The organism is Pollutimonas bauzanensis (assembly GCF_040393045.1).
In the GTDB taxonomy this organism is placed as follows: domain Bacteria; phylum Pseudomonadota; class Gammaproteobacteria; order Burkholderiales; family Burkholderiaceae_B; genus Pollutimonas; species Pollutimonas bauzanensis_A.
The window spans coordinates 18,041-40,349 of the sequence record NZ_JBEBUX010000002.1 but is presented as its reverse complement, the minus strand read 5'-3'; the positions used below and the strand labels follow the sequence as shown (position 1 = coordinate 40,349).

Annotated in this window: 18 protein-coding genes and 1 tRNA gene; 9 read left to right on the top strand and 10 right to left on the bottom strand. The window is 55.0% G+C overall.

All coding sequences use genetic code 11. The annotated features are described in order from the left end of the window. Nucleotides 1-40: 40 nt before the first annotated feature. Both dapC and ABWO67_RS00570 read right to left on the bottom strand, forming a co-directional pair. Entirely contained in the window at nt 41-1,237 is a 1,197-nt protein-coding gene (dapC, locus tag ABWO67_RS00575) for a succinyldiaminopimelate transaminase (protein ID WP_353146230.1), read from the bottom strand. A 118-nt stretch (nt 1,238-1,355) separates the two neighbouring features. After that, nucleotides 1,356-2,138 (bottom strand): FadR/GntR family transcriptional regulator, encoded by a 783-nt coding sequence (locus ABWO67_RS00570; RefSeq protein ID WP_353146228.1) that lies wholly within the window; start codon nt 2,136-2,138, stop codon nt 1,356-1,358. Nucleotides 2,139-2,306: 168 nt separating this feature from the next. Between ABWO67_RS00570 and denD the strand changes: the two genes are divergently transcribed. The 4 genes from denD to otnI are packed head-to-tail and all read left to right on the top strand — an operon-like array spanning nt 2,307 to nt 5,966. Beyond that, complete coding sequence (gene denD, locus ABWO67_RS00565; RefSeq protein ID WP_353146226.1) at nt 2,307-3,281, top strand: D-erythronate dehydrogenase; 975 nt, start codon at nt 2,307-2,309, stop codon at nt 3,279-3,281. Next, nucleotides 3,278-4,546, top strand: a complete 1,269-nt coding sequence (otnK, locus tag ABWO67_RS00560) for a 3-oxo-tetronate kinase (RefSeq protein ID WP_353146224.1) — start codon at nt 3,278-3,280, stop codon at nt 4,544-4,546. Before denD ends, otnK begins: the two co-directional genes overlap by 4 nt. Further along, entirely contained in the window at nt 4,543-5,175 is a 633-nt protein-coding gene (gene otnC / locus ABWO67_RS00555) for a 3-oxo-tetronate 4-phosphate decarboxylase (RefSeq protein ID WP_353146222.1), read from the top strand. Before otnK ends, otnC begins: the two co-directional genes overlap by 4 nt. Before the next feature lie 11 nt (nt 5,176-5,186). Beyond that, on the top strand, nt 5,187-5,966 hold the full coding sequence (otnI, locus tag ABWO67_RS00550) for a 2-oxo-tetronate isomerase (protein ID WP_353146220.1): 780 nt from the start codon (nt 5,187-5,189) through the stop codon (nt 5,964-5,966). A 67-nt stretch (nt 5,967-6,033) separates the two neighbouring features. Here otnI and ABWO67_RS00545 read toward each other — a convergent pair whose 3' ends face one another. The 6 genes from ABWO67_RS00545 to ABWO67_RS00520 all read right to left on the bottom strand — a co-directional run bounded on the left by ABWO67_RS00545 (nt 6,034) and on the right by ABWO67_RS00520 (nt 11,563). Next, complete coding sequence (locus ABWO67_RS00545) at nt 6,034-7,311, bottom strand: TRAP transporter large permease (protein WP_353146218.1); 1,278 nt, start codon at nt 7,309-7,311, stop codon at nt 6,034-6,036. 32 nt (nt 7,312-7,343) lie between these two features. After that, on the bottom strand, nt 7,344-7,838 hold the full coding sequence (locus tag ABWO67_RS00540; RefSeq protein WP_353146216.1) for a TRAP transporter small permease: 495 nt from the start codon (nt 7,836-7,838) through the stop codon (nt 7,344-7,346). A gap of 105 nt (nt 7,839-7,943) precedes the next feature. Continuing rightward, entirely contained in the window at nt 7,944-8,906 is a 963-nt protein-coding gene (locus tag ABWO67_RS00535) for a TRAP transporter substrate-binding protein (protein WP_502929939.1), read from the bottom strand. A 397-nt stretch (nt 8,907-9,303) separates the two neighbouring features. After that, nucleotides 9,304-9,388, bottom strand: a tRNA-Leu gene (locus ABWO67_RS00530). 87 nt (nt 9,389-9,475) lie between these two features. Next, complete coding sequence (locus ABWO67_RS00525; protein WP_353146212.1) at nt 9,476-10,666, bottom strand: CaiB/BaiF CoA transferase family protein; 1,191 nt, start codon at nt 10,664-10,666, stop codon at nt 9,476-9,478. 18 nt (nt 10,667-10,684) lie between these two features. Continuing rightward, a complete protein-coding gene (locus ABWO67_RS00520) occupies nt 10,685-11,563 on the bottom strand; it encodes a lipid A biosynthesis lauroyl acyltransferase (RefSeq protein WP_353146210.1) in 879 nt (292 codons plus the stop codon). Between the two features lie 242 nt (nt 11,564-11,805). Here ABWO67_RS00520 and tig point away from each other — a divergent pair, with 242 nt between their 5' ends. The 4 genes from tig to lon all read left to right on the top strand — a co-directional run bounded on the left by tig (nt 11,806) and on the right by lon (nt 17,806). Continuing rightward, nucleotides 11,806-13,116, top strand: coding sequence for a trigger factor (tig, locus tag ABWO67_RS00515; RefSeq protein WP_353146208.1), 1,311 nt, complete (start codon nt 11,806-11,808; stop codon nt 13,114-13,116). Next, nucleotides 13,117-13,773, top strand: a complete 657-nt coding sequence (clpP, locus tag ABWO67_RS00510) for an ATP-dependent Clp endopeptidase proteolytic subunit ClpP (RefSeq protein ID WP_353146206.1) — start codon at nt 13,117-13,119, stop codon at nt 13,771-13,773. Between the two features lie 94 nt (nt 13,774-13,867). After that, entirely contained in the window at nt 13,868-15,175 is a 1,308-nt protein-coding gene (clpX, locus tag ABWO67_RS00505) for an ATP-dependent Clp protease ATP-binding subunit ClpX (RefSeq protein ID WP_353146204.1), read from the top strand. 156 nt (nt 15,176-15,331) lie between these two features. Continuing rightward, nucleotides 15,332-17,806 carry an endopeptidase La gene (gene lon, locus ABWO67_RS00500; RefSeq protein ID WP_353146203.1) on the top strand — a complete coding sequence of 825 codons (2,475 nt, stop codon included), beginning with the start codon at nt 15,332-15,334 and terminating at the stop codon, nt 17,804-17,806. A 117-nt stretch (nt 17,807-17,923) separates the two neighbouring features. Here the strand turns inward: lon and lexA are convergent, their stop codons facing one another. Beyond that, nucleotides 17,924-18,583: a transcriptional repressor LexA gene (gene lexA, locus ABWO67_RS00495; protein ID WP_353146201.1), complete on the bottom strand. Its 660-nt coding sequence runs from the start codon at nt 18,581-18,583 to the stop codon at nt 17,924-17,926. Nucleotides 18,584-18,647: 64 nt separating this feature from the next. Then, a complete protein-coding gene (locus ABWO67_RS00490; RefSeq protein WP_353146200.1) occupies nt 18,648-19,850 on the bottom strand; it encodes an amino acid aminotransferase in 1,203 nt (400 codons plus the stop codon). 86 nt (nt 19,851-19,936) lie between these two features. Between ABWO67_RS00490 and uvrB the strand changes: the two genes are divergently transcribed. Beyond that, the gene (gene uvrB, locus ABWO67_RS00485) at nt 19,937-21,961 is read left to right on the top strand and encodes an excinuclease ABC subunit UvrB (RefSeq protein WP_353146198.1); all 2,025 of its coding nucleotides are present in this window, start codon (nt 19,937-19,939) and stop codon (nt 21,959-21,961) included. The last annotated feature ends 348 nt before the right edge of the window (nt 21,962-22,309 follow it).

The following is a 22,309-nucleotide window of genomic DNA, read 5'->3' as shown; positions in this document are numbered from 1 at the left end:
TCTTTGTAAGATAAAAGGCGGGTTGAAAAATGGGTGACAGCTATGAGTTGCCGCGTACAAAGTCGGCGATACGTTCGGCGGCTTCAGTGCATTGTTGTATAGGGGCGACCAACGCAAGACGTATGCGCCCGGTCCCAGGGTTGGTGCCGTGCGCTTCGCGCGCGAGGTAACTGCCGGGTAGGGCGGTCACGCCGGTTGCGCCGTAAAGGTCGCGTACGAAGTCGGTATCAGCATAAGGCGTTACCGCCCATAAATAAAATGCAGCATCTGGCCAATCAGTTTGTAGCACGGAGCCGAGTATAGGCAATACGGCTTCAAATTTTTCCCGATAGAGCCGGCGGTTTTCCACGACATGGGCTTCGTCATTCCAGGCTGCGATACTGGCCTGCGATACGACGGGACTGATGGCGCTGCCGTGATAAGTTCGATAAAGCAGGAACTGGCTGATTAGCTGCGCATCGCCGGCGACAAAGCCCGAACGAAGGCCTGGTACGTTGGAGCGCTTGGACAGGCTGGAAAAACAAACCAAATTGCGATAGTCGTGACGAGCCAGCAAACAAGCCGCTTGCATGCTGCCAAGCGGCTTGTTGTCTTCGTCGAAATAGATCTCGGAATAGCATTCGTCGGCGGCAATGACAAAGCCATACTCATCGGATAGGGAAAACAGCGTTTTCCATTCGTCCAGCGACATGACGTTCCCGGCGGGATTGCCGGGCGAGCAAACAAACACCAATTGAGTCTTGCGCCAAACGTCAGCGGGTACTGAGCTCCAGTCGTATCCGAAATTCAGGCTGGCCTGGGCGTTGATGTAATAGGGTTGAGCGCCTGCCAATAAGGCGGCGCCTTCGTAAATCTGGTAGAACGGATTCGGACAGATAACCAGTGCACCGGCATCTGGATCGACTATGGTTTGAGCGAAAGCGAATAAAGCTTCACGCGAGCCTAGGGCCGGCAGCACCTGGGTGTCTGGATCTGGCCGGTTAATGTCATAGCGGCGGGCTATCCAGTCGGCGATAGCCGTCCGTAAACCCACATCGCCCTTAGTGGGCGGATACACAGACAGGCCACCCATCGCGGATTGCATGGCTTGCACGATAAGTGGCGGCGTGGCGTGCTTGGGTTCGCCGATAGACAGATTGATGGGAGTCAGATTGGCAGGAGGCGTGTCGGCCTGGGCCAGCAAGCGGCGAAGCTTTTCGAAAGGGTATGGATGAAGCGCGCTTAATCGGGGATTCATGGCAGCTGCTGCTTAAGGGGTAAGCTGGCGATTTTAACAGGCCGTTTTGCCGAGCGCTTGATGTTTTCTTGTATTTGCACCACCCAGTTTGCGAGGATGTAAACGCACGTTCGAATCCTTAGCCGCCGGGTATAACTAGCCGTTGTACCGCCTTGTCCATGTCCTGAGTCCAGAAAGCCGCGTCGGCCGCCTTGATGCGCGTGGCCGCACTTTCCATATGATGCAGGGCCGCCGCGCGCGCCGCGGCAGGATCCTTGCGCGAGATCGCATCCATGATGGCGGCATGTTCGTTGTGGACCTGACGGCTGAAATCTTCGCGCTGCGCCTCGTTAGTTCGTGTCACGTGAATTGCTGTGCGCAGATACTGGCTCAGGAAAGACAGCAGCGAGGTGAACAGCGGGTTTCCACAGGCTTGCGAGATCGCGGTATGAAATGCAACGTCTTCATCGACCCCGTCCTGACCGGCACGTTCGGCCTTCTTGATATTGTTGAAAGCCTTTTTTATGCGCGCATGCTGCGCTTCGGTACGCCGTTCGGCGGCCAGAGCGGCCATTTCGGCCTCGACCCCGCGACGCAGCTCGATAACTCGGAGCACCGCCTGGACGGAATCCTGGAGGTTTATATCCAGCCGGAATGGGGTGGCAATATTGGGCTCGAGCACGCTGGTGCCGCTGCCTTGGCGCGTTCCGACAAGCCCTTCGGACTTCAGGCGCGACACTGCTTCGCGGATGACGGTACGGCTTACACCGAAGCGCCGCGCCATCTCGGCTTCAGAGGGCAGACGCGAGTGCACAGGAAATTTGTTCCCCTTGATTTCGTGCAGCAATACGTCAGTGACCTGGTCCGCAAGCGTGCCGGATGCGCGCCGCTTTTGAATCCCGGTTTGGGTGACATTACCCATAATGTGCCTTTTTGTCTCGTTTTGGAAGAAGGGCTAAAAGGCAGTTTTCATGTAGGCCAAATTGGCGATTTCCCACACGAATATTCGGCCTTTTATCATGTTGACATGATACAGATTAATCCATAAACTGATAAGCAATTTGTATGACAACCTTTAGGGAACAAGCAGATGCATATCGCCATCACGGGCGCAGCGGGTTTTTTGGGCAGCAAGCTGGCCCGACACTTACTGGACGCCGGCAGCCTTATCGGGCGCAGCGGCCAGCCTGAAGAAATCACCCGCATCACCCTGGTGGATGTCGTAGCGCCAGTGGGTTTTTCGGATCCCCGCGTCGACATTATCGTAGGGGACATTTCCGACGCGAAAACCATCGAAGCAATGATCGTCCCCACGACGGACAGCATCTTCCACCTCGCCGCCGTGGTCAGTGGCCATGCCGAAGTCGATTTCGACCTGGGGATGAAAATCAATTTCGATGCAACGCGTCATATCCTTGAAAGGGCGCGAGCCCTGGGCACCCAGCCGCGCGTGGTATTCACGAGCTCCGTTGCCGTGTTTGGCGGCGATTTGCCGGCCAAAGTGCCCGACACCATGGGGCTGATGCCGCAAAGCTCTTATGGCGCTCAAAAAGCCATGGGAGAGCTGCTCGTCAACGACTACAGCCGCAAGGGTTTCATTGACGGCCGCGTTCTGCGCATGCCCACGATTTCCGTGCGTCCGGGCGTTCCCAACAAGGCGGCATCCAGTTTTGCCAGCGGCATTCTGCGCGAACCGCTGAACGGCCAGGCCGCCATTTGTCCAGTCAGCGGCGATACCCGCATGTGGTTGATGTCGCCGCGCCAGGCCGTCCAAAACCTCGTCTATGGACACAACCTGGATGCGGCGCAATTCACGTTCACGCGCATCGTAAGCCTGCCGGGTTTGTCAGTGACCGTACGTGAAATGGTTGATGCGCTTGAAAGCGTGGCGGGCGCCGAAGTCGCGCAGCGCATTCAGTGGCAGGAAGACGACGTGGTCAAGCGTATCGTCAATTCCTGGCCGGGCGATTTCGAGGCCGCACGCGCCAAAGCCATGGGTTTCACAGCCGACGCGGATTTCGCCAGCGTCATTCGTGCCCACATTCAGGACGAGCTTGCACCATGAGCGTGATGCTCGGATGCATTGCCGACGATTTTACCGGCGCGACAGATTTGGCCGGCATGCTGGTGCAAGCCGGCATGCGCACCGTTCAAATGATTGGTGTGCCTGCGCATCCCTTGCCCAACGATGTGGATGCGGTGGTCATTGCGCTCAAGTCCCGCACAAATCCGGCCGACGAGGCTGTTGCCGACTCGCTGGCTGCGCTGCAATGGCTGCGCGACGCAGGTTGCCGGCAAATCTACTTCAAATACTGCTCCACGTTCGACTCGACCGACCAGGGCAATATCGGCCCGGTGACCGACGCACTCATGAGCGCGCTGGACACGTCATTTACCATCGCTTGCCCCGCATTTCCTGAAAACAAACGCACCGTATTCAAGGGGCATTTGTTCGTCGGCGACACGCTGTTATCGGAAAGCGGGATGCGTGATCATCCGCTGACCCCGATGACAGACTCGAACCTGGTGCAGGTTCTGCAACGTCAAACGAAGAACAGGGTCGGATTGATACAGCATAGTACGGTTGCCGCCGGCGCGCAGGCGATTCGTGATTGCATCGCTCAACTGCAAGCCGAAGGCACTCGTGTTGCCGTGGTCGATGCCATTTCCAACGATGACTTGCTCCAGATCGGTGCGGCATGCGCCGATCTGCCGCTGGTTACCGCCGGTTCAGGTATTGCGCTTGGCCTGCCCCAGAACTTTCGGGCGCAAGGCCTGTTGGCGCAGCAGGATGCCACGCAAAACCTGCCGTCGGCTCCTGGGCTGCGCGCCATTGTTTGCGGCAGTTGTTCACAGGCCACTCAAGCCCAGTTGGCCGATCTTATTTCGCGCGGCACGCCCGCTTACGCGATCGATCCGTTGCGGCTGGCCGCAGGCGACGACGTGGTGGCTGACGCGCTGGCCTGGGCTGCGCCGCGACTGCAAAATGGTCCCGTGGCGGTGTATGCCACAGCAGATGCCAACCGGGTCAAATCGATTCAGGAAAAGCTGGGGGTCGGGCAGGCCGGCGCACTGGTCGAAGATGCCCTGGCCCGTATCGCGCAAGGCTTTGTTGCCTTGGGGGTACGCCAATTGATCGTGGCCGGCGGCGAGACTTCCGGCGCGGTAGTAACCGCACTGAACGTTCGCGGCTTACGCATCGGGCCGCAGATCGACCCAGGCGTGCCCTGGACGGTCAGCTTGGGCGATACTCCCATCGCTCTGGCCTTGAAGTCCGGCAACTTCGGCAGCGTGGACTTCTTCAGCAAAGCCTGGGATCTCCTGCCATGAGCGAAACTCGACTGCGTGAAGAAATCTGCCGTTTTGGCGCGTCCCTGCATCAGCGCGGCTTGACGGCCGGCAGCAGCGGCAATATCAGTGTGCGCACCGACGATGGCTGGCTCTTGACGCCAACCAACAGCTCCTTGGGATCGCTGGATCCCGCGCGCCTGTCCAAGATGGACTGGAACGGGACGCTGCTGGCCGGCGACCCTCCTTCCAAAGAGGCATTTCTGCATCGGGCCATGTACGATGAACGCAGCGGGGCAGGGGCGATCGTACATCTGCATTCAACCCATTCGGCAGCGGTTTCCTGCATGTCGGGGCTCGATCACCACAGCTGCATACCGCCCCTGACACCCTATTTCGTCATGAAGATAGGGCAGCTCCCTCTTGTGCCTTATCACCGTCCCGGCGACCCGAATCTGGGCGATGCCATTCGCGGGCTGGCCGCCAAGCACAGCGCTGTCTTGCTGGCCAATCATGGGCCCGTCGTGTCGGGCAAAACGCTGGAGTCGGCTGTATACGCAATCGAAGAGCTGGAAGAAACCGCCAAGCTGTTTTTGTTGCTGCAGGGCCATAACCCGCGGGTGCTGACTGAAGCGCAAATCGCCGAGCTTAAAACCGTATTCAAACTCTGAAGTCCTAAACAATGCCAAAACTTGCAGCAAACATCAGCTTGATGTTCACCGAGCTACCCTTTCTGGATCGCATTCAGGCGGCTGCCCATGCCGGCTTCGGCGCCGTCGAATTCCTGTTCCCCTACGAACACACGGCGCAAGAAATCGCGGTGCAATTGGACACCTACAAAATAAAGAATGTTCTATTCAACATGCCGCCTGGGGATTGGGCGTCGGGCGAGCGTGGCATGGCGGCATTGCCCGGCCGCAGCGATGAGTTTCGTGCTGGTGTAGCAACCGCCATAGCCTATGCCAGGGCGCTTGGTACACCCAATGTACACGCCATGGCGGGCCTGGTGCCCGCGGGCTCGGATCTTGCAGAGTGTCGCGCCACGTTCATACAGAACCTGAAATACGCCGCCGCCGAATGCGCGGTACACGGCATCAACGTATTGATCGAGCCGATCAATAGCCGCGACATGCCGGGGTATTTCCTGAACCGCCAGGATCAGGCGCATGCCATCCGCGAAGAGGTTGGAGCACCCAACCTGAAAGTGCAGATGGACTTCTATCATGTCCAGATCATGGAAGGCGACATTGCCATGACCTTCAAGAAATACCAGCCCCATATCGGCCATATTCAGATCGCAGGTGTACCAGAACGGCACGAACCCGATACGGGTGAAGTCAATTACGCCTATCTGTTCAACTTGCTGGACGAGCTGGGCTATGACGGCTGGGTTGGCTGCGAGTACCGGCCGGCCAAAGGTACGGTAGAAGGGTTGGGTTGGATGAGCGCAATGACGTTGTAAACGCGCTGGCATAGCCCAATGTTGAATAGGGCCTTATGCCAAGCGTGCAAACGGTCTTCTTGATTTACTACTTGTGATACACCACATCCCGCAAGAACAGCGATATCGACGGGAAGTAGGTGATGATCATGACGCAGCTCATTACCACCAGCACGAAGGGCAGCAGCTTGGGGATAATCTCATCCAATGAGATCTTGGCTACGGCGCAGGCGGCGAACAGGTTCACACCAAAGGGCGGCGTAATCATGCCCATGGCCAGGTTGACCACCATGATCAAGCCGAAGTGGACTGGATCCACGCCAAAAAGCATGGCTACCGGGGCCAGGATAGGGGCCAGCACGATGATGGATGCCGAGGTCTCGATGAACATCCCGATCACAAAAAGCGCGGCATTTACGCCCAGCAGGAAAAGGGCAGGGCTGGTCAGATGCTCGGCTAGAAATCTGCCGATCATATCCGGTATGCCGGCGCGGGTAAGCATGAAGCTGAACAGGCCTGCGTTGGCAATGATGAACATGATCACTGCCGAGGACAGCACTGACTTTTTCAGGATCAATTTCAGTTTCGGCAGATTGATTTCACGGTAAACAAAAAAGCCGACAATCAAGGCATAGAACACGGCCACCACTGAGGCTTCGGTTGGGGTGAAAATACCGCCGTATATTCCGCCAAGAATGATAACTGGCATCAACAAGGCAAGTCCGGCATGTTTGGTCGCTGCCCAGACAGCCATTTTGCCTACACCATCGTTCTTGCCATAGCCGTAAATGCGCGCATAGATCAGGGTGAAGATCATCAGTGCCACGCCGATCAGGATGCCGGGTCCAATGCCGGCAATGAACAATTCGCCGATAGATACTTCGGCCGATACGCCGTAAAGGATGAGGGGAATAGAAGGGGGAATGATACCGCCCAGTTCGGCCGAAGTCGCTTGCAATGCTGCGGAATAACCCACCGGGTAACCATGCTTGACCAAGGCGGGAATCAATATGGCGCCAATGGCAAACGTGGTCGCAACCGACGAGCCCGAAACCGCTGCAAAAATCATGCAAGTCAGCACACAAGTCGCCGACAGCCCGCCTTGCACTCCGCCCACCAGGGATTTGGCGAACTCCACCAGACGGCGGGAAATGCCGCCCGTTTCCATTAGGTTGCCGGCCAGAATGAAGAACGGAATGGCGGCTAGCGGAAACTTGTTGATGGAGTTGAAGATTTCCTTGACCACCAGCAACATATTGGCTTCGGCCACCACAACGCCGACTACGCTGGCCAGCCCGATGGATACCGCTATGGAGACCGAGATCGCGAAACACGCGATCATCGTGAAAAGCATGACTGTGGACATGATAGTTCTGTAGTTAGACGCTTATGGGAAGGCTATTGAGCGGTGGCCAGTTCTTCGTGTCGAGGATCCAGGAAATTGCCGATCACCCCGATCATGGCGCATACGGCGCCGACGGGGAGGGCCAGAAATGCCCAGAACATCGAAAAATACTCAAGACCGATAATGGTTTGTACGCTTCCACGCTGTGCATAGTCCCAGCCATACCAGGCAATGATGGCCAGAAGAATCAAGGACAGGATCGCAATGACGCCTTCCAGAAAACGCTGGAATTTTGGCGGCGAGAGCCGATGCATCAAGTCGACCGAGATCATCGAGCCAAAGCGGAAGGCAGCTGGGATACCCAAGAACACCATCCATATCAATGAGATGCGCACGATGACTTCGCTCCATTCGGAAGGAAGCTCGAACACAAAGCGCATCAGTACTTGCAGCATGCCCATGCAGGCGGCGATGACCATCATCAGGCAGGCAAGTCCCAAGGACAATGAGGTCAAGCGGCGCTCAAAACTTAAGAAAGCAGATTTCACGTTTTTTTTGTAGAAGGTGGTGGGCTTACATCGCAAGGCGTAGCTTGCTTGCCGTTCTCCAGATAAGAAAACGCCCCGGGGTGGGGGCATTTTCTTAACGGGTTTTTAGTTCACGGCGCGGATGGCGTCCATATTGTCTTTGCCGAATTGCTTTTCAAAGCTAGTCATGACCGGGGCCAAAGCCGCCTGGAACTGGGCTTTGTCGATTGTTTCGACGACTTCCATGCCCTTGCCGCGCAGATCGGCAACTGCATTTTTCTCATCGGAATCGATGCGGTCGCGGTTGGCTTGAACACCTACCTTGGCTGCCTGAATAAACGCCTTCTTGTCGGCATCGGACAATTTATCAAAAGACGCTTTGCTCATTAGGTAGACGCCTGGCGAATACACATGACCGGTGAGCGTCAAGTGCTTTTGAACTTGATCGAACTTGGACGCTGTGATTACCGAAATGGGGTTTTCTTGTCCATCGACTGTGCCTTGCTGCAAAGCGGTAAATACTTCGCTGAAAGCCATGGGTGTGGGATTGATGCCAAACGCCTTGTATGCCTGGATGTGTACGGGATTTTCCACGGTGCGCATCTTCAGGCCGTTCATGTCGGCGGGCACCTTGATTGGATGTTTATTGTTCGTCATGTGACGGAAACCGTTTTCACCCCAAGCCAGAGCCTTGAAGCCTTTAGCATCGAATTTCTTCAGCAGATCATCACCGATGGGGCCGTCCAGTACGGCGCGCGCGTGCGGGTAATCGCGGAACAAAAACGGTACGTCCAGAATTTTGACTTCAGGCACGAAATTGGGGACCGGACCGCTTGATGTCCAGGTCAGTTCTTGCGTACCCATCTGAACCGACTCCATCGCTTCGCGCTCGGCACCCAGCGAACTGGCGTAGAAAGTCTTGATGACGTAGCGGCCATCGGTAAGCTTTTCGACTTCCTTGGCGAAGGTGTCGATAGCGACGCCCTGGTGCGAGTTTTGCGGTGACGAAATGCTGATACGCATGACAGTTTGTGCTGAAGCAGTGCTTATCGCAAAGCCCATCGTCAATGCAGACAAGGCAATTGCCATAGAGTGGCGGTGAAACGATTTCATAATTGTCCCCTGGGAAACCCGGAATTTATTCGTAGAATGCTTATCCAAATTAAGCTGTATTACAACATATGTATTACAACTTTTGCAAACAAATTGAAGGCCTCAATTATGCGGGTAAACCCTTGTGATTCTTCAGTTTTTTGAGTTTTAAAAGCTACCGAAAATAGGGGGTGGCTTATTGGAATTCAGCGAGCGCTGACAATGATGCCGGAATCGGTGCGCGGCCCAGGAGCAGGGCAATAACTTCCCAACACCCTCTCTTTTGTGTTGAGTTGATTTCTAAGTTAAAGGCTATGAAAGGGTGTTCAGAAAACAAAAAAAACCGTTGATTTTAAAGGATTTTGATCCAGTAAAATCAACGGTTTTCAATATATGGTGCGAACGGAGAGACTCGAACTCTCACACCTCTCGGCGCCAGAACCTAAATCTGGTGCGTCTACCAATTCCGCCACGTTCGCATGTAAGGAAGCCAAGCAGTATAACTGGGGATTTTTTTTTATGCAAATAAGAATGTCGAGTAGGGCATTTGCCCCTCGTTGTCTGGTTTAAATTATTCCCCGTTGTTTCCAGTTTTCCTGGGTCGCAGCATCAATGCCTAACGCACTTAGTACAGCTTCGGTGTCTTGCCCGAGCCGCGGGGCTTTGCGGCGAACTTCTCCGGGCGTGTCGCTGAGCTTGGGCACGATGCCCGGCAGTTTGACTGGCGTGCCGTCATCGAGCTGGCTGTCCAGAATCATGTCGCGTGCTTGGTAATGCGGGTCGGCACAGATGTCGGCAATGTCATAGATGCGCCCGGCTGGTATGCGGGCGTCGTGCAGCGCGGCCAGCACCTCATCCAGGGTATGGGTCTTGGTCCAGATTCCGATGGCCGTGTCTATGGCCTGTGCGTGTTGTGCACGTCCATTGTTATGTGCGTACTCGGCATTTTCTGCCATATCAAGACGCCCGATTACCGTCATGAGACGCTTGAAAATACTATCGCCGTTCCCGGCAATCAACGCGTATTTGCCATCGGCACATAAATAGGCGTTGCTGGGGGTAATGCCGGGCAGGGCGCTGCCGGAAGGCTGGCGTACCGCATTGAATACAGAATATTCGGGCAGCAGACTTTCCATCATGTTGAAAACGGATTCATACAGGGCAACGTCTATGGTCTGGCCCTGGCCGCCGTTTTGTTCGCGATGACGCAAGGCCAGCAGCACGCCGATAACGCCATGTAGCGCTGAAAGGGAATCGCCAATTGACACGCCTACTCGCACTGGCGGGCGGCCGGGCTCGCCGCTAAGGTGGCGCAAGCCCCCCATGGCTTCCCCGACTACACCGAAGCCAGGCCTGTCGCGATAAGGGCCAGTTTGGCCATAGCCTGATACTTGCAGCATGATCAGGCCAGGGTTGATGGCGCGCAGTGTATCCCACCCAAGGCCCCAGCCCTCCAGGGTTCCAGGGCGGAAATTCTCTATCAGAACATCAGCGGTCTTCACCAGTTTTCGTATTACATCCTGGCCTTCGGCTTGCCGCAGATCCAGGGTTACGGATTGCTTGTTGCGCGACTGTACTTCCCACCAGACTGACGTGTCGTCATGAAGCAACCGCCATTTGCGCAACGGATCTCCGGTTTTTGGTGGTTCTATCTTGATCACCTCTGCGCCGAATTCTCCAAGCATTTTTGCGGCGAAGGGGCCGGCAATCAGCTGTCCAAGTTCAAGTACGCGTATTCCACTAAGCGGTTTGAGCATGAGAAATAGTCCGTAATTTTAGTAAATCGGTGCTTCGCCTGGCGGGCGGCGCTTGAAACGGCGATGCACCCAATAATACTGGTCGGGAATCAGCCGGATCTGCGCTTCCAGGAATTGATTGATGCGCAGAGCATCGTCCGTGGGATCTCCGCACGGGAAGTTTTCCAATGGCTCGAATATGGTCAGCTTATAACCGCTGTAGTCCGGCTTGACTGTCGTCACAAAGGGCACGACTCGCGCTCGACTTAGTTTGGCCAAACGCGACACTGCGGTCAGGGTGCAGGCCTGAACCCCAAAAAATGGGACAAATACGGAGTCGCGCAGGCCGAAGTCCATGTCCGCTGCGAGCATAATTGGTTTGCCTGATTTGAGTACTTTCAGTATCTCGCGCCCGCTGCCGTTGCGAGGTATCATTTCCGTGCCAAAGCGAGCCCGCTGCGTACGGGAAATATTGTCGGTAACCTCGTCAGACATGGGTGTATATATAGACGCTACTGGATGGAGTATCGAATAATACATACAACCTGCTTCTATGGCCGCAAAATGAAAGCCAAGAAAAATGGTAGGTTGCTCATAGCTGTCTTGCAATTCGATGGCGCTTTCCAGTTCGACCAGGCTCTTCAGTTCTTGGGCGCTGCCGTACCATTGAACACCGCGTTCCAGATAGCTGCGTATGACATGGCGAAATGTCGAACGCGCCAATGCCTCGCGCTGTGCCTCGGTTTGCTCAGGAAAGCATAGGCGCAGATTTGTTTGCAGGATACGTTTGCGTTTGCTAGGTATAAGATAGAGCAGTGCACCCAACGCTTGGCCAATGCGGGCAACGAGCCCGTAAGGAAGCGCGGCTAGTACGCGAAGCAAGCCAGACGTAAACGTGGTTTGTATATTGATTTTCATTAGTAGGGGCGCTGTTTGCCAGCGCCCATGGGTGTGGTGGTCGTAGTTATGGCACGTATTTGGCTTTTTTCCATGCTAACACGCTAGTGTGTCGTGGCCGGAATTTGGCGGTTTAACGGTGCGAATGCGCTTGCTCGCCAAATCGGGCTATAGTTCAAAACAGGAGCCGTTACATGGACACCGTGAGTTTCCGGTAAAATGTCGTGTTCATTTGTTCAATTACTCATTTAAATAGGTCCCTAATGCAGCCTGTGGTTGAAATATTGTCCGGCCTGGAGCGCCGTGTTGATCTGGTCGTGTCGATCGCCGACGTCGAAAAAGAAGTCCAGGCTCAACTCAAGCGCGTCGCACGCACCGCCAAAGTCCAAGGCTTTCGTCCTGGGAAAGCGCCGCTATCCCTGATCGAACGCAGTCACGGGCCTGGTATTCGCTACGACGTAATTAATACCGAAGTGGGTCGTTCGCTTGATAAAGTCATCGGCGAATCCAAATTGCGGGTTGCCGGTACGCCCAATCTGGAACCCAAGACAGAAGGCGTGGAAGAGGGCGTCATGGCTTTCTCGGCTACCTTCGAAGTCTATCCCGAGGTGGCTGTGCCTGACCTTAGCGCCTTGCAAGTCAAGCGCGCCAACGTTCAAATTGGCGACGCCGAAGTGCAGCGCACTATCGACATCTTGCGTAAGCAGCGTGCCAACTACGAAGCCAGTGAAGGCCGCGAAGCCCAAGACGACGACCGCGTAACGCTGGACTTTGCCGGCACCATCGACGGTGTTGCCTTTGACGGCGGCACTGCTGAAAAATTCCCCTTCGTTTTGGGCCAAGGCCGCATGTTGCCCGAGTTCGAAACGGCCGTGCGCGGTATGAAAGCAGGTGAATCCAAGACATTTCCCCTGGAATTCCCCGAGGAATACGGCAGTAAGGAAGTCGCTGGTAAAACAGCCGAATTCAATATCACCGTAACCGAAGTCGCTCAGCCAGTGCTTCCAGAGATGGACGCCGAATTCGCCAAGTCGCTAGGTCAGCCAGAAGGCGACGTCGAAAAGCTGCTGGCCGACGTACGCGCCAATATCGAACGCGAGGTCAAATCCCGCGCCCAGGCACGCACCAAGGGTAGCGTCATGGACGCGCTTGTAGCCGCGTGCTCGTTCGACGTGCCCAAGTCGCTGGTCGATAACGATGCGCAAGGTCGTGTTGCCGCGGCTCGCGAAGAACTCAAGCAGCGTGGCGTGCCTAACGCCGATTCCATGCCTATCCCGGCCGAAGCGTTTACCGCTGAATCCGAACGCCGCGTGCGTCTGGGTCTGCTGGTTTCCGAACTTGTTCAAAGTGCCGACCTTCAAGCCAAGCCAGAACAAGTCCGTACTCGCATCGAAGAATTCGCCCAAAACTACGAGCAGCCTGCTCAAGTCGTAGCCTATTATCTTTCCGATCGCCAGCGCCGTGCTGAAATCGAAGCCATCGTGCTTGAAGACAATGTCGTGGAACACGTGTTGTCCAAAGCCCAGGTTTCCGACGAAGACGTAGCATTCGACGAACTTATGGGGACCAACTAAATGTCACGATTTACCGATTTTTACGCCTCGATGTATGGTGGTGACTCGGTGACCCCTACAGGGTTGGGCTACGTGCCTATCGTGATAGAGCAGTCGGGCCGTGGCGAGCGGTCCTATGACATCTATTCGCGCTTGCTGCGCGAGCGCATTATCTTCTTTGTCGGGCCGGTCAATGACCAGTCCGCCAATCTGGTGGTGGCGCAACTGTTGTTCCTCGAATCCGAAAACCCCGATAAAGATATCTCGCTGTATATCAATTCGCCGGGTGGTTCGGTATATGCAGGGTTGGCTATCTACGACACTATGCAGTTCGTCAAGCCCGATGTCTCTACGTTATGCACGGGCATTGCGGCCAGCATGGGTGCGTTCTTGCTGGCAGCCGGCACTAAGGGCAAGCGCTACACTTTGCCTAATTCCCGCATCATGATTCACCAGCCGTCGGGCGGGGCGCAGGGGCAGGCTTCCGATATTCAAATTCAGGCTCGCGAAATTCTCAGCCTGCGTGAACGTCTGAATAGGATCCTGGCCGAGAGCACAGGCCAACCCGTAGAGCGCATTGCCGAAGACACCGAACGTGATAATTTCATGTCGGCCGAAGATGCGGTATCGTATGGTTTGGTAGATAAATTACTGGTCTCTCGCACCGATAAGGCGTAAGAAAGGCCAGCCGGTCGGTGGACGCGTCACGCGTTCACCGGTTATTTCTCGACGGGGTGAAATCCCCTGTCCACTGAACTGAACGAAGAGTTTTATGCCCGAAAAAAAAGGATCGGCGGACGATAAGGCATTGCAGTGCTCGTTTTGCAATAAAAACCAGCATGAAGTTCGCAAGCTTATCGCCGGACCCTCAGTTTTTATTTGCGATGAATGTATCGATCTTTGCAACGATATCATTCTTGAGGAAACGCAGGAAGCGGCACGCGATGCGATCCGCAACGAACTGCCCACGCCTCATGAAATCAAAAGCTTTCTCGATGGCTATGTAATTGGGCAGGACACTCCCAAGCGCACACTTGCCGTGGCTGTTTACAACCACTACAAGCGTATCCGCTATGGCGATGTCAAGGGCGACGACGTAGAGCTTTCCAAAAGCAATATCTTGCTGATCGGGCCTACCGGTTCGGGCAAGACGCTGCTGGCCCAAACCTTGGCTCGCATGCTGGATGTCCCGTTCGTCATGGCCGATGCCACGACATTGACCGAGGCCGGTTATGTGGGCGAGGACGTCGAAAACATCGTCCAGAAGCTATTGCAGAACTGCAACTACGATGTCGAAAAAGCGCAGCGCGCCATTATCTACATCGACGAAATTGACAAAATCTCGCGCAAGTCAGATAACCCTTCCATTACACGCGACGTGTCTGGCGAAGGCGTGCAACAGGCGCTGCTCAAGCTAATCGAAGGCACTGTGGCGTCCGTGCCTCCGCAGGGCGGCCGTAAGCACCCCAACCAGGACTTCGTCCAGGTCGACACCACGAATGTGCTTTTCATCGTGGGCGGCGCTTTCGATGGCCTGGAAAAGGTCATTCGCGACCGTACAGAACGCTCTGGAATAGGTTTTTCGGCATCTGTCCAGGCCAAGTCCGAGCGTGGCGTTGGTGAATTGTTCTCCGAAGTCGAGCCCGAAGATTTGATCAAGTTCGGTTTGATTCCCGAACTGGTCGGGCGCCTGCCGGTCGTGGCGACGCTGGAAGAGCTCCAGGAAGATACGCTGATCCGTATTCTTACTGAACCCAAGAATTCCCTGCTCAAACAGTTCCAGAAGCTTTTCGAAATGGAAGAGGTCGAGCTCGATGTACGGCCCGAAGCGCTTGCCGCTGTTGCCAAGCGGGCGATCAAACGCCGTACGGGTGCACGGGGCTTGCGTTCCATCGTCGAGCAGGCATTGCTGGGAACGATGTATGAACTTCCCTCGCAAAAGAACGTCAAACGCGTGGTGGTTGATGAAAATGCAGTTACCGGCAAGGGTGTGCCGCTGTTGATTTATCAGGATGACATTGATTCCGACCCAGAAAGCCGTCAAGATGCTCCCAAGAAGCTAAAGGATGCCGCCGCGTAAGGATTCCTGCAGAATTACCCCTATGAAAAATAGGTATTTGGGGTTACTGACTTGAAAATCTGGCCATCGTCACTACATACTTCTTATAGGTAGTACTACAAAAGGGAGGCCTTAGCTTCCCTTTTGTATCTAGAGGTCAATTTTAAGGAAATTACTATGTCTGCGAGCCAGATTCTTTCTTCAGAACCCACGGACTTGCCGCTGTTGCCCTTACGCGACGTGGTGGTATTTCCGCACATGGTGATTCCTCTGTTTGTTGGACGTCCTCGTTCCATCAAGGCGCTTGAGCTGGCCATGGAAGCAGGCAACAACATTATGCTGGTCGCCCAGAAGTCGGCTGGCAAAGACGATCCCACCCCAGAAGACCTATACGAAATCGGTTGTGCTGCGAGCATATTGCAAATGCTCAAATTGCCTGACGGTACCGTCAAGGTCTTGGTCGAAGGTTTACAGCGCGCCCGCATCCAGCAAGTAAGCGATGCCGAAACGCATTTCATGGCGCTTGTCGTCGCTGTCGAGGCCGAGCCCTCTGAAAGTGCCGAGTCCGAAGCGCTGCGCCGTGCCGTGGTCGCTCAGTTCGAACAATACGTCAAGCTGAACAAAAAGATCCCCCAAGAAATCCTTACCTCTCTAACAGGTATCGAGGACGCGGGCAGGCTTGCCGACACCATTGCCGCGCATTTGCCGCTCAAGCTCGAGCAGAAGCAACAAATGCTCGAAGTCACTGGCACTTCTCAGCGTCTGGAAAATCTCTTGTCTCAGCTTGAATCCGAGATCGATATTCTCCAGGTCGAGAAGCGCATCCGCGGCCGAGTCAAAAAGCAGATGGAAAAGAGTCAGCGCGACTACTATCTGAATGAACAGGTCAAGGCGATCCAAAAAGAGCTCGGCGAAGGCGAAGAGGGTGCCGACATTGAAGAGCTCGAGAAGAAGATCACTGCTGCGCAGTTGCCTAAAGAAGCGCAAAAGAAGGCCGATTCCGAGCTTAAAAAGCTTAAGCTAATGTCGCCCATGTCGGCAGAAGCGACCGTGGTCCGCAATTACATCGATACGCTTATCGCCTTGCCGTGGCGCAAGAAGAACCGTATCAATAATTCGATTCCGAACGCCGAAGGCGTGCTGGATGCCGATCATTACGGGCTGGAAAAGGTCAAAGAACGCATTATTGAATACCTGGCAGTACAGCAGCGGGTCGACAAGCTGAAAGCGCCTATTTTGTGCCTGGTGGGGCCACCCGGGGTCGGTAAAACCTCGTTGGGCCAATCCATTGCCCGTGCTACCAACCGCAAGTTCGTGCGGATGGCGTTGGGTGGTGTGCGCGACGAAGCCGAAATTCGTGGACACCGTCGTACATATATTGGGTCCATGCCCGGCAAAATCTTGCAGAACATGAGCAAGGTCGCTGTACGCAACCCCTTGTTCTTGCTCGACGAGATCGACAAAATGGGTGCCGATTTCCGTGGCGATCCATCGTCGGCATTGCTGGAAGTGCTGGATCCAGAACAAAACCACACTTTCCAGGACCATTACATTGAAGTCGATTTCGACTTGTCTGATGTCATGTTCGTGGCAACCAGCAATACCTTGAATATTCCGCCTGCGCTGCTTGATCGCATGGAAGTCATACGCCTGTCGGGTTACACCGAAGACGAAAAAGTGCATATTGCTTTCGATCACCTGTTGCCCAAGCTGATGAAAAACAACGGTGTGCAGGAAGGCGAAGTGACGATAGACGAGTCGGCCATTCGCGATATCGTGCGCTACTACACTCGCGAAGCGGGCGTGCGTGCGCTTGAAAGGGAAATCAGCAAAATCTGCCGCAAGGTAGTGAAAAAGATGCTGACCACCAATCCTGTCGTACGTTCGCGCGCTAAAAAACCCGAAGGGCCTGCACATGCTATCGAGCAAGTGTTTGTCACCTCCGAGAATCTAAGCGACTTCCTGGGTGTTCGGCGTTTCAGTTTCGGCATGGCCGAAAAAGAAAACAAGGTGGGCCAAGTCACTGGCCTGGCCTGGACAGAAGTGGGCGGCGATTTGCTTACCATTGAAGTAGCCGATATGCCGGGCAAGGGTGCTGTGCTGCGCACCGGTTCGTTGGGCGACGTGATGAAGGAATCCGTAGAAGCGGCGCGTACCGTGGTTCGTGCTCGCGCCCAGAAATGGGGTATTCCGAACACAGCGTTCGAAAAGCGTGATTTGCACGTGCACTTTCCTGAAGGCGCTACGCCCAAGGACGGACCATCGGCGGGTATTGCCATTACAACGGCTATGGTGTCGGCGCTAACGGGTATTCCGGTGCGCGCCGATGTGGCCATGACGGGCGAAATCACGTTGCGTGGAGAAGTCCTGGGTATTGGCGGCTTGAAAGAAAAGCTGCTGGCAGCCCATCGCGGCGGTATCAAGCTGGTCATGATTCCCGAGGAAAACGTGAAGGACTTGGCCGAGATTCCGGACAATGTCAAGAATCACCTCGAAATCATTCCCGTGCGCTGGATTGATCGGGTGCTGGAAGTCGCGTTGCAGCATATGCCTACGCCATTGTCCGACGAGGAAGTCGCTCGTCTGGCAGCGGAATCCGTGGCAAATGCCAAACGTTCCGAGGACAGCTCCGGCGGCTTGATGAAGCACTAAGTAGTACGGTCACCTGTTTGTTCGGGTGGCATGACAAAAACAGGCGCACTTGAAGTGCGCCTGTTTTTGTTTAGAGCTACTACTGTGATTTGGGTCGGGTAGAGCGCGACCAGGGGCTTAATGCAACGCCGTGGTGCGAATCAGGCCTACGGCAATGCCTTCAAGGGAGAATTCGTCGTCCGGGGTAACGATGATGGGTTCGAAGTCGGGATTTTCAGGCAGAAGTTCGATGCGGTTGCCTGACCTGGACAGACGCTTGACGGTGACTTCTTCGCCGAGGCGGGCAACGACTATTTGACCATTGCGAGCATCGGGTGTTTTTTTGACCGCCAGCAGATCGCCGTCGAGAATGCCTGCATCCCGCATGCTGAGCCCGCGCACGCGCAGGAGATAGTCAGGTGTTTGGGTGAACAGGGACGGCTCGATACCTATTTCGCGTTCGACATGTTCAGCGGCCAGAATAGGGCTGCCTGCAGCCACACGGCCCACCAGTGGCACCAGGAGCTGCGTAAGGGCATGTCCGGCACGTTCCAGGGTGTTGGTGACTGCATTGCCGCTATGGGCGTCGGTAAGGCGTATGCCGCGCGAGGCGCCGGCAGTGAGTTCTATGGCGCCCTTTTTAGCGAGGGCTTTTAGATGGTCTTCAGCAGCGTTGGCCGATTTGAAACCCAGCGACCGCGCGATTTCGGCGCGTGTAGGCGGAAAGCCTGTACGCGCGATTTCGCTACGGATGAGGTCGAGAATTTGTTGCTGACGCTCGGTGAGCTTAACGGCCATGACAATCCAGACTGTGTTTATATACAGTCTGGATTCTGCAGCATTTCCGTGAAAAGATCAAGCCTTATGCCAGGACTTTGGCAATCGATTCGGCAACATAGTCGATATTGCCGCTATTGAGAGCCGCGACGCAGATGCGCCCACTGCCGACAGCGTAGACGCCGAACTCGTCGCGCAGGCGGTCGACTTGCTGGGAGGTAAGGCCGGAATACGAGAACATGCCACGTTGCTGAAGCACAAAATCGAAGTCTTGCTTGACGCCGTGTTCTTTCAGTTTTGCAACCAATTGAGTGCGCATGTCGCGGATACGGTCGCGCATGCCCGCCAATTCGTCAACCCACAGTGTGTAGAGTTCCGGCGTATTCAGTACGGTGGACACCACGGTGCCGCCATGCGTGGGTGGGTTGGAGTAGTTGGTGCGGATAACCCGTTTGAGCTGGCTAAGCACGCGGGTGCTTTCGTCTTTACTGGAAGACACCAGAGTCAGGGCGCCGACGCGCTCGCCGTAAAGCGAGAACGACTTCGAGAAGGATGAGCTGATCAGCATGGTCAGGTCGTGTTCTGCGAACAAGCGGACTACCGATGCGTCTTCTTCGAGGCCGTCACCAAAGCCTTGATAGGCAATGTCCAGGAACGGAACCAGGTCCTTGTCTTTTACAACCTGAACGATTTGTTGCCATTGTTCAAAGCTGGGGTCGACGCCGGTGGGGTTGTGGCAGCATGCGTGCAGAACAACAATGGTTTGAGCGGGGAGGGCTTGAAGGCCGGCCAGCATGCCAGCGAAATCCAGGCCATGGTTTTGCGCGTCGTAGTACGGGTAGGTGTCGACGGTGAAACCGGCGCGCTCGAACAGGGCACGGTGGTTTTCCCAGCTGGGATTGCTGATTACGACTTTGGCTTGCGGCAACAGTTGCTTCAGAAAGTCAGCGCCAAGTTTGAGTGCGCCGGTGCCGCCCAGAGCCTGTGCGGTCAGGACGCGGCCCGATGCGATAAGTGCCGAGCCTTCACCGAATAATAGCGTCTGCGCCCCTTTGTTGTACCCGGGGATGCCTTCAATAGGCAGGTAGCCGCGCGCCGCAGCAGCTTCTATACGCGCAATTTCCGCTAGGCGCACGGCTTGCAGTAAAGGCAGGCGGCCCTTGTCATCGTAGTAAACCCCAACGCCCAGGTTGACCTTGCCGGCGCGGGTATCTGCGTTATATTGTTCATTCAGGCCAAGAATAGGGTCGCGCGGAGCGAGTTCGACGGATTCGAATAATGAGTTCATTTTGAATGAGAAGGGGCTGTGAAGGATGGATAGGAAATGAGAAACAATAGTGTGATAATAAGGGGTTTACCCTAAATGTGTCTAGTATGAACGCTCCTGCGCCCGGTTTCATCGAGTACGCGAACAGCCCGTTTCAGCTTTATCAGCCGTATCCGCCAGCGGGGGATCAGCCTGCTGCTATCGACGCGCTTGTCGAAGGCCTGGACGATGGCCTTATGTTCCAGACATTGCTGGGGGTCACTGGGTCGGGTAAAACCTTCACCATGGCCAACGTTATCGCCCGGACGGGGCGGCCAGCGATTGTCCTGGCGCCGAACAAAACACTGGCAGCTCAGCTTTACGCCGAAATGCGTGATTTCTTCCCGAATAACGCCGTTGAATATTTTGTGTCGTATTACGACTATTACCAGCCTGAGGCCTATGTGGCTGCAAGGGATTTGTTCATAGAAAAGGATTCGTCCATCAATGAACACATCGAGCAGATGCGGCTATCCGCAACGAAAAGCCTGCTGGAACGGCGCGACACCATTATTGTTGGCACTGTTTCCTGTATCTACGGTATAGGTAATCCAGGCGACTACCATGCGATGGTGCTTATGCTGCGGTCTGGCGATCGCATCGGGCGCCAGGAATTGCTGGGCCGCCTGGTCGCCATGCAGTACGAACGCAACGATGTTGAGTTCGTACGGGGCACTTTTCGGGCCCGCGGTGAAATTATCGACGTGTTTCCGGCAGAGCATGCCGAACTGGCGCTGCGTATCACTTTGTTCGACGACGAAGTCGAGTCGCTGGAAATGTTTGATCCGCTTACGGGCAAGATCCGCCAAAAGATACCGCGTTTCACCGTATTCCCCAGCTCTCACTACGTTACGCCGCGCGACACCGTCTTGCGGGCGATCGAAACCATCAAAGTCGAACTGCGCGAGCGGGTGGCTTTTCTGGTGTCCGACGGCAAACTGGTCGAGGCCCAACGCCTAGAACAGCGCACTCGCTTCGACCTTGAAATGCTGCAGGAATTGGGATTTTGCAAAGGCATCGAAAACTATTCCCGCCATTTATCGGGTGCGGCGCCGGGCGAACCGCCCCCCACGCTCATTGACTACCTGCCAGCAGACGCCTTGATGTTCATTGATGAAAGCCACGTTACGCTAGGGCAGCTTAGCGGCATGTACCTGGGCGACCGTTCGCGTAAGTCTACTTTGGTACAGTTTGGTTTTCGCCTGCCGTCGGCTATCGATAACCGACCCTTGAAGCTAGAAGAATTCGAGCAGCGCATGCGCCAATGTGTATTCGTATCGGCCACGCCCTCGAACTACGAGAAAGAGCACGCCGATAACGTGGTCGAGCAGGTTGTTCGGCCTACGGGGCTGGTGGATCCGGAAGTCGAGGTGCGCCCCGCAACGACGCAGGTAGATGATTTGTTGGGCGAGATCAAAAAGCGCGTAGCCATTCAGGAGCGTGTACTGGTCACGACGCTTACCAAGCGCATGTCGGAAGACCTTACCGACTATCTTAATGAAAGCGGCCTGAAGGTGCGTTACTTGCATTCTGATATCGATACCGTGGAACGGGTCGAGATCATCCGCGACCTGAGGCTGGGTGTTTTTGATGTTCTGGTGGGCATTAACTTGCTGCGCGAAGGGCTGGATATCCCCGAGGTATCCCTTGTTGCTATCCTGGACGCGGACAAGGAAGGTTTCTTGCGTTCAGAGCGTAGCCTGATTCAGACGATGGGCAGAGCGGCGCGCAATCTTAATGGACGCGCCATTCTGTATGCAGACCGGATTACCGATTCCATGTATCGCGCTATGGGCGAGACGGAAAGGCGTCGGAACAAGCAGTTGGAATTCAACAGGGTAAATGGCATTACGGCGCGCGGGGTAAGCAAAGCCGTGAGGGAAATGATCGATGGCGTTCTTGTTACACCGATAGAGAAATCCGCAGCGGACGATATTTCACCTGATGTCTTGCATGACGATAAGTCCTTGGCCAAAGAAATCCGCCGTCTTGAAAAGCTGATGATGGATCACGCCAAGAACTTGGAATTCGAACAGGCAGCCGCTGCACGCGACGCTTTGAATCGTTTGAAGCAAAAAGCCTTGTTTTCTTAATTGTGGCTGCTTGCCATAACGAAGTTAATTTTTGATTAATCGTGCTTAAAATGTTGGAAAATTCCAACAATAACGGATTTCTCCCGGCAACAGATGGTATCTGAGGGCAGTTTACCTAGGTTGCGGGACATGGTCGGAGCTTGAACTCACTTCCTTCGTCATGCGCATTTCCGGCTCAGCGGTGACAGGATGTTGCACTGCATGAATATTGGTTCTTCGGAAGCTTGGACGGCGCTTTTTCGAGTGGCGGCAGCGATCAAAAGTCATCGGTAAGGTCTTGTCGTGCTTGAATTTTTATTTTTGTCAATGCATGTATTGGCATAGGTGGGCTTCGCAAAAACTCTTGCC

Excerpts from the sequence above, each read along its gene's own strand:
- denD (WP_353146226.1), top strand. The coding sequence starts at position 2,307 with ATGCATATCGCCATCACGGGCGCAGCGGGTTTTTTGGGCAGCAAGCTG.
- clpX (WP_353146204.1), top strand. The coding sequence starts at position 13,868 with ATGCCCGAAAAAAAAGGATCGGCGGACGATAAGGCATTGCAGTGCTCG.
- clpP (WP_353146206.1), top strand. The coding sequence starts at position 13,117 with ATGTCACGATTTACCGATTTTTACGCCTCGATGTATGGTGGTGACTCG.
- dapC (WP_353146230.1), bottom strand. The coding sequence starts at position 1,237 with ATGAATCCCCGATTAAGCGCGCTTCATCCATACCCTTTCGAAAAGCTT.
- ABWO67_RS00545 (WP_353146218.1), bottom strand. The coding sequence starts at position 7,311 with ATGTCCACAGTCATGCTTTTCACGATGATCGCGTGTTTCGCGATCTCG.
- otnI (WP_353146220.1), top strand. The coding sequence starts at position 5,187 with ATGCCAAAACTTGCAGCAAACATCAGCTTGATGTTCACCGAGCTACCC.
- otnK (WP_353146224.1), top strand. The coding sequence starts at position 3,278 with ATGAGCGTGATGCTCGGATGCATTGCCGACGATTTTACCGGCGCGACA.
- ABWO67_RS00520 (WP_353146210.1), bottom strand. The coding sequence starts at position 11,563 with ATGAAAATCAATATACAAACCACGTTTACGTCTGGCTTGCTTCGCGTA.
- otnC (WP_353146222.1), top strand. The coding sequence starts at position 4,543 with ATGAGCGAAACTCGACTGCGTGAAGAAATCTGCCGTTTTGGCGCGTCC.
- uvrB (WP_353146198.1), top strand. The coding sequence starts at position 19,937 with ATGAACGCTCCTGCGCCCGGTTTCATCGAGTACGCGAACAGCCCGTTT.
- ABWO67_RS00525 (WP_353146212.1), bottom strand. The coding sequence starts at position 10,666 with ATGCTCAAACCGCTTAGTGGAATACGCGTACTTGAACTTGGACAGCTG.
- lon (WP_353146203.1), top strand. The coding sequence starts at position 15,332 with ATGTCTGCGAGCCAGATTCTTTCTTCAGAACCCACGGACTTGCCGCTG.
- ABWO67_RS00490 (WP_353146200.1), bottom strand. The coding sequence starts at position 19,850 with ATGAACTCATTATTCGAATCCGTCGAACTCGCTCCGCGCGACCCTATT.
- ABWO67_RS00535 (WP_502929939.1), bottom strand. The coding sequence starts at position 8,906 with ATGGCAATTGCCTTGTCTGCATTGACGATGGGCTTTGCGATAAGCACT.
- tig (WP_353146208.1), top strand. The coding sequence starts at position 11,806 with ATGCAGCCTGTGGTTGAAATATTGTCCGGCCTGGAGCGCCGTGTTGAT.
- ABWO67_RS00570 (WP_353146228.1), bottom strand. The coding sequence starts at position 2,138 with ATGGGTAATGTCACCCAAACCGGGATTCAAAAGCGGCGCGCATCCGGC.
- lexA (WP_353146201.1), bottom strand. The coding sequence starts at position 18,583 with ATGGCCGTTAAGCTCACCGAGCGTCAGCAACAAATTCTCGACCTCATC.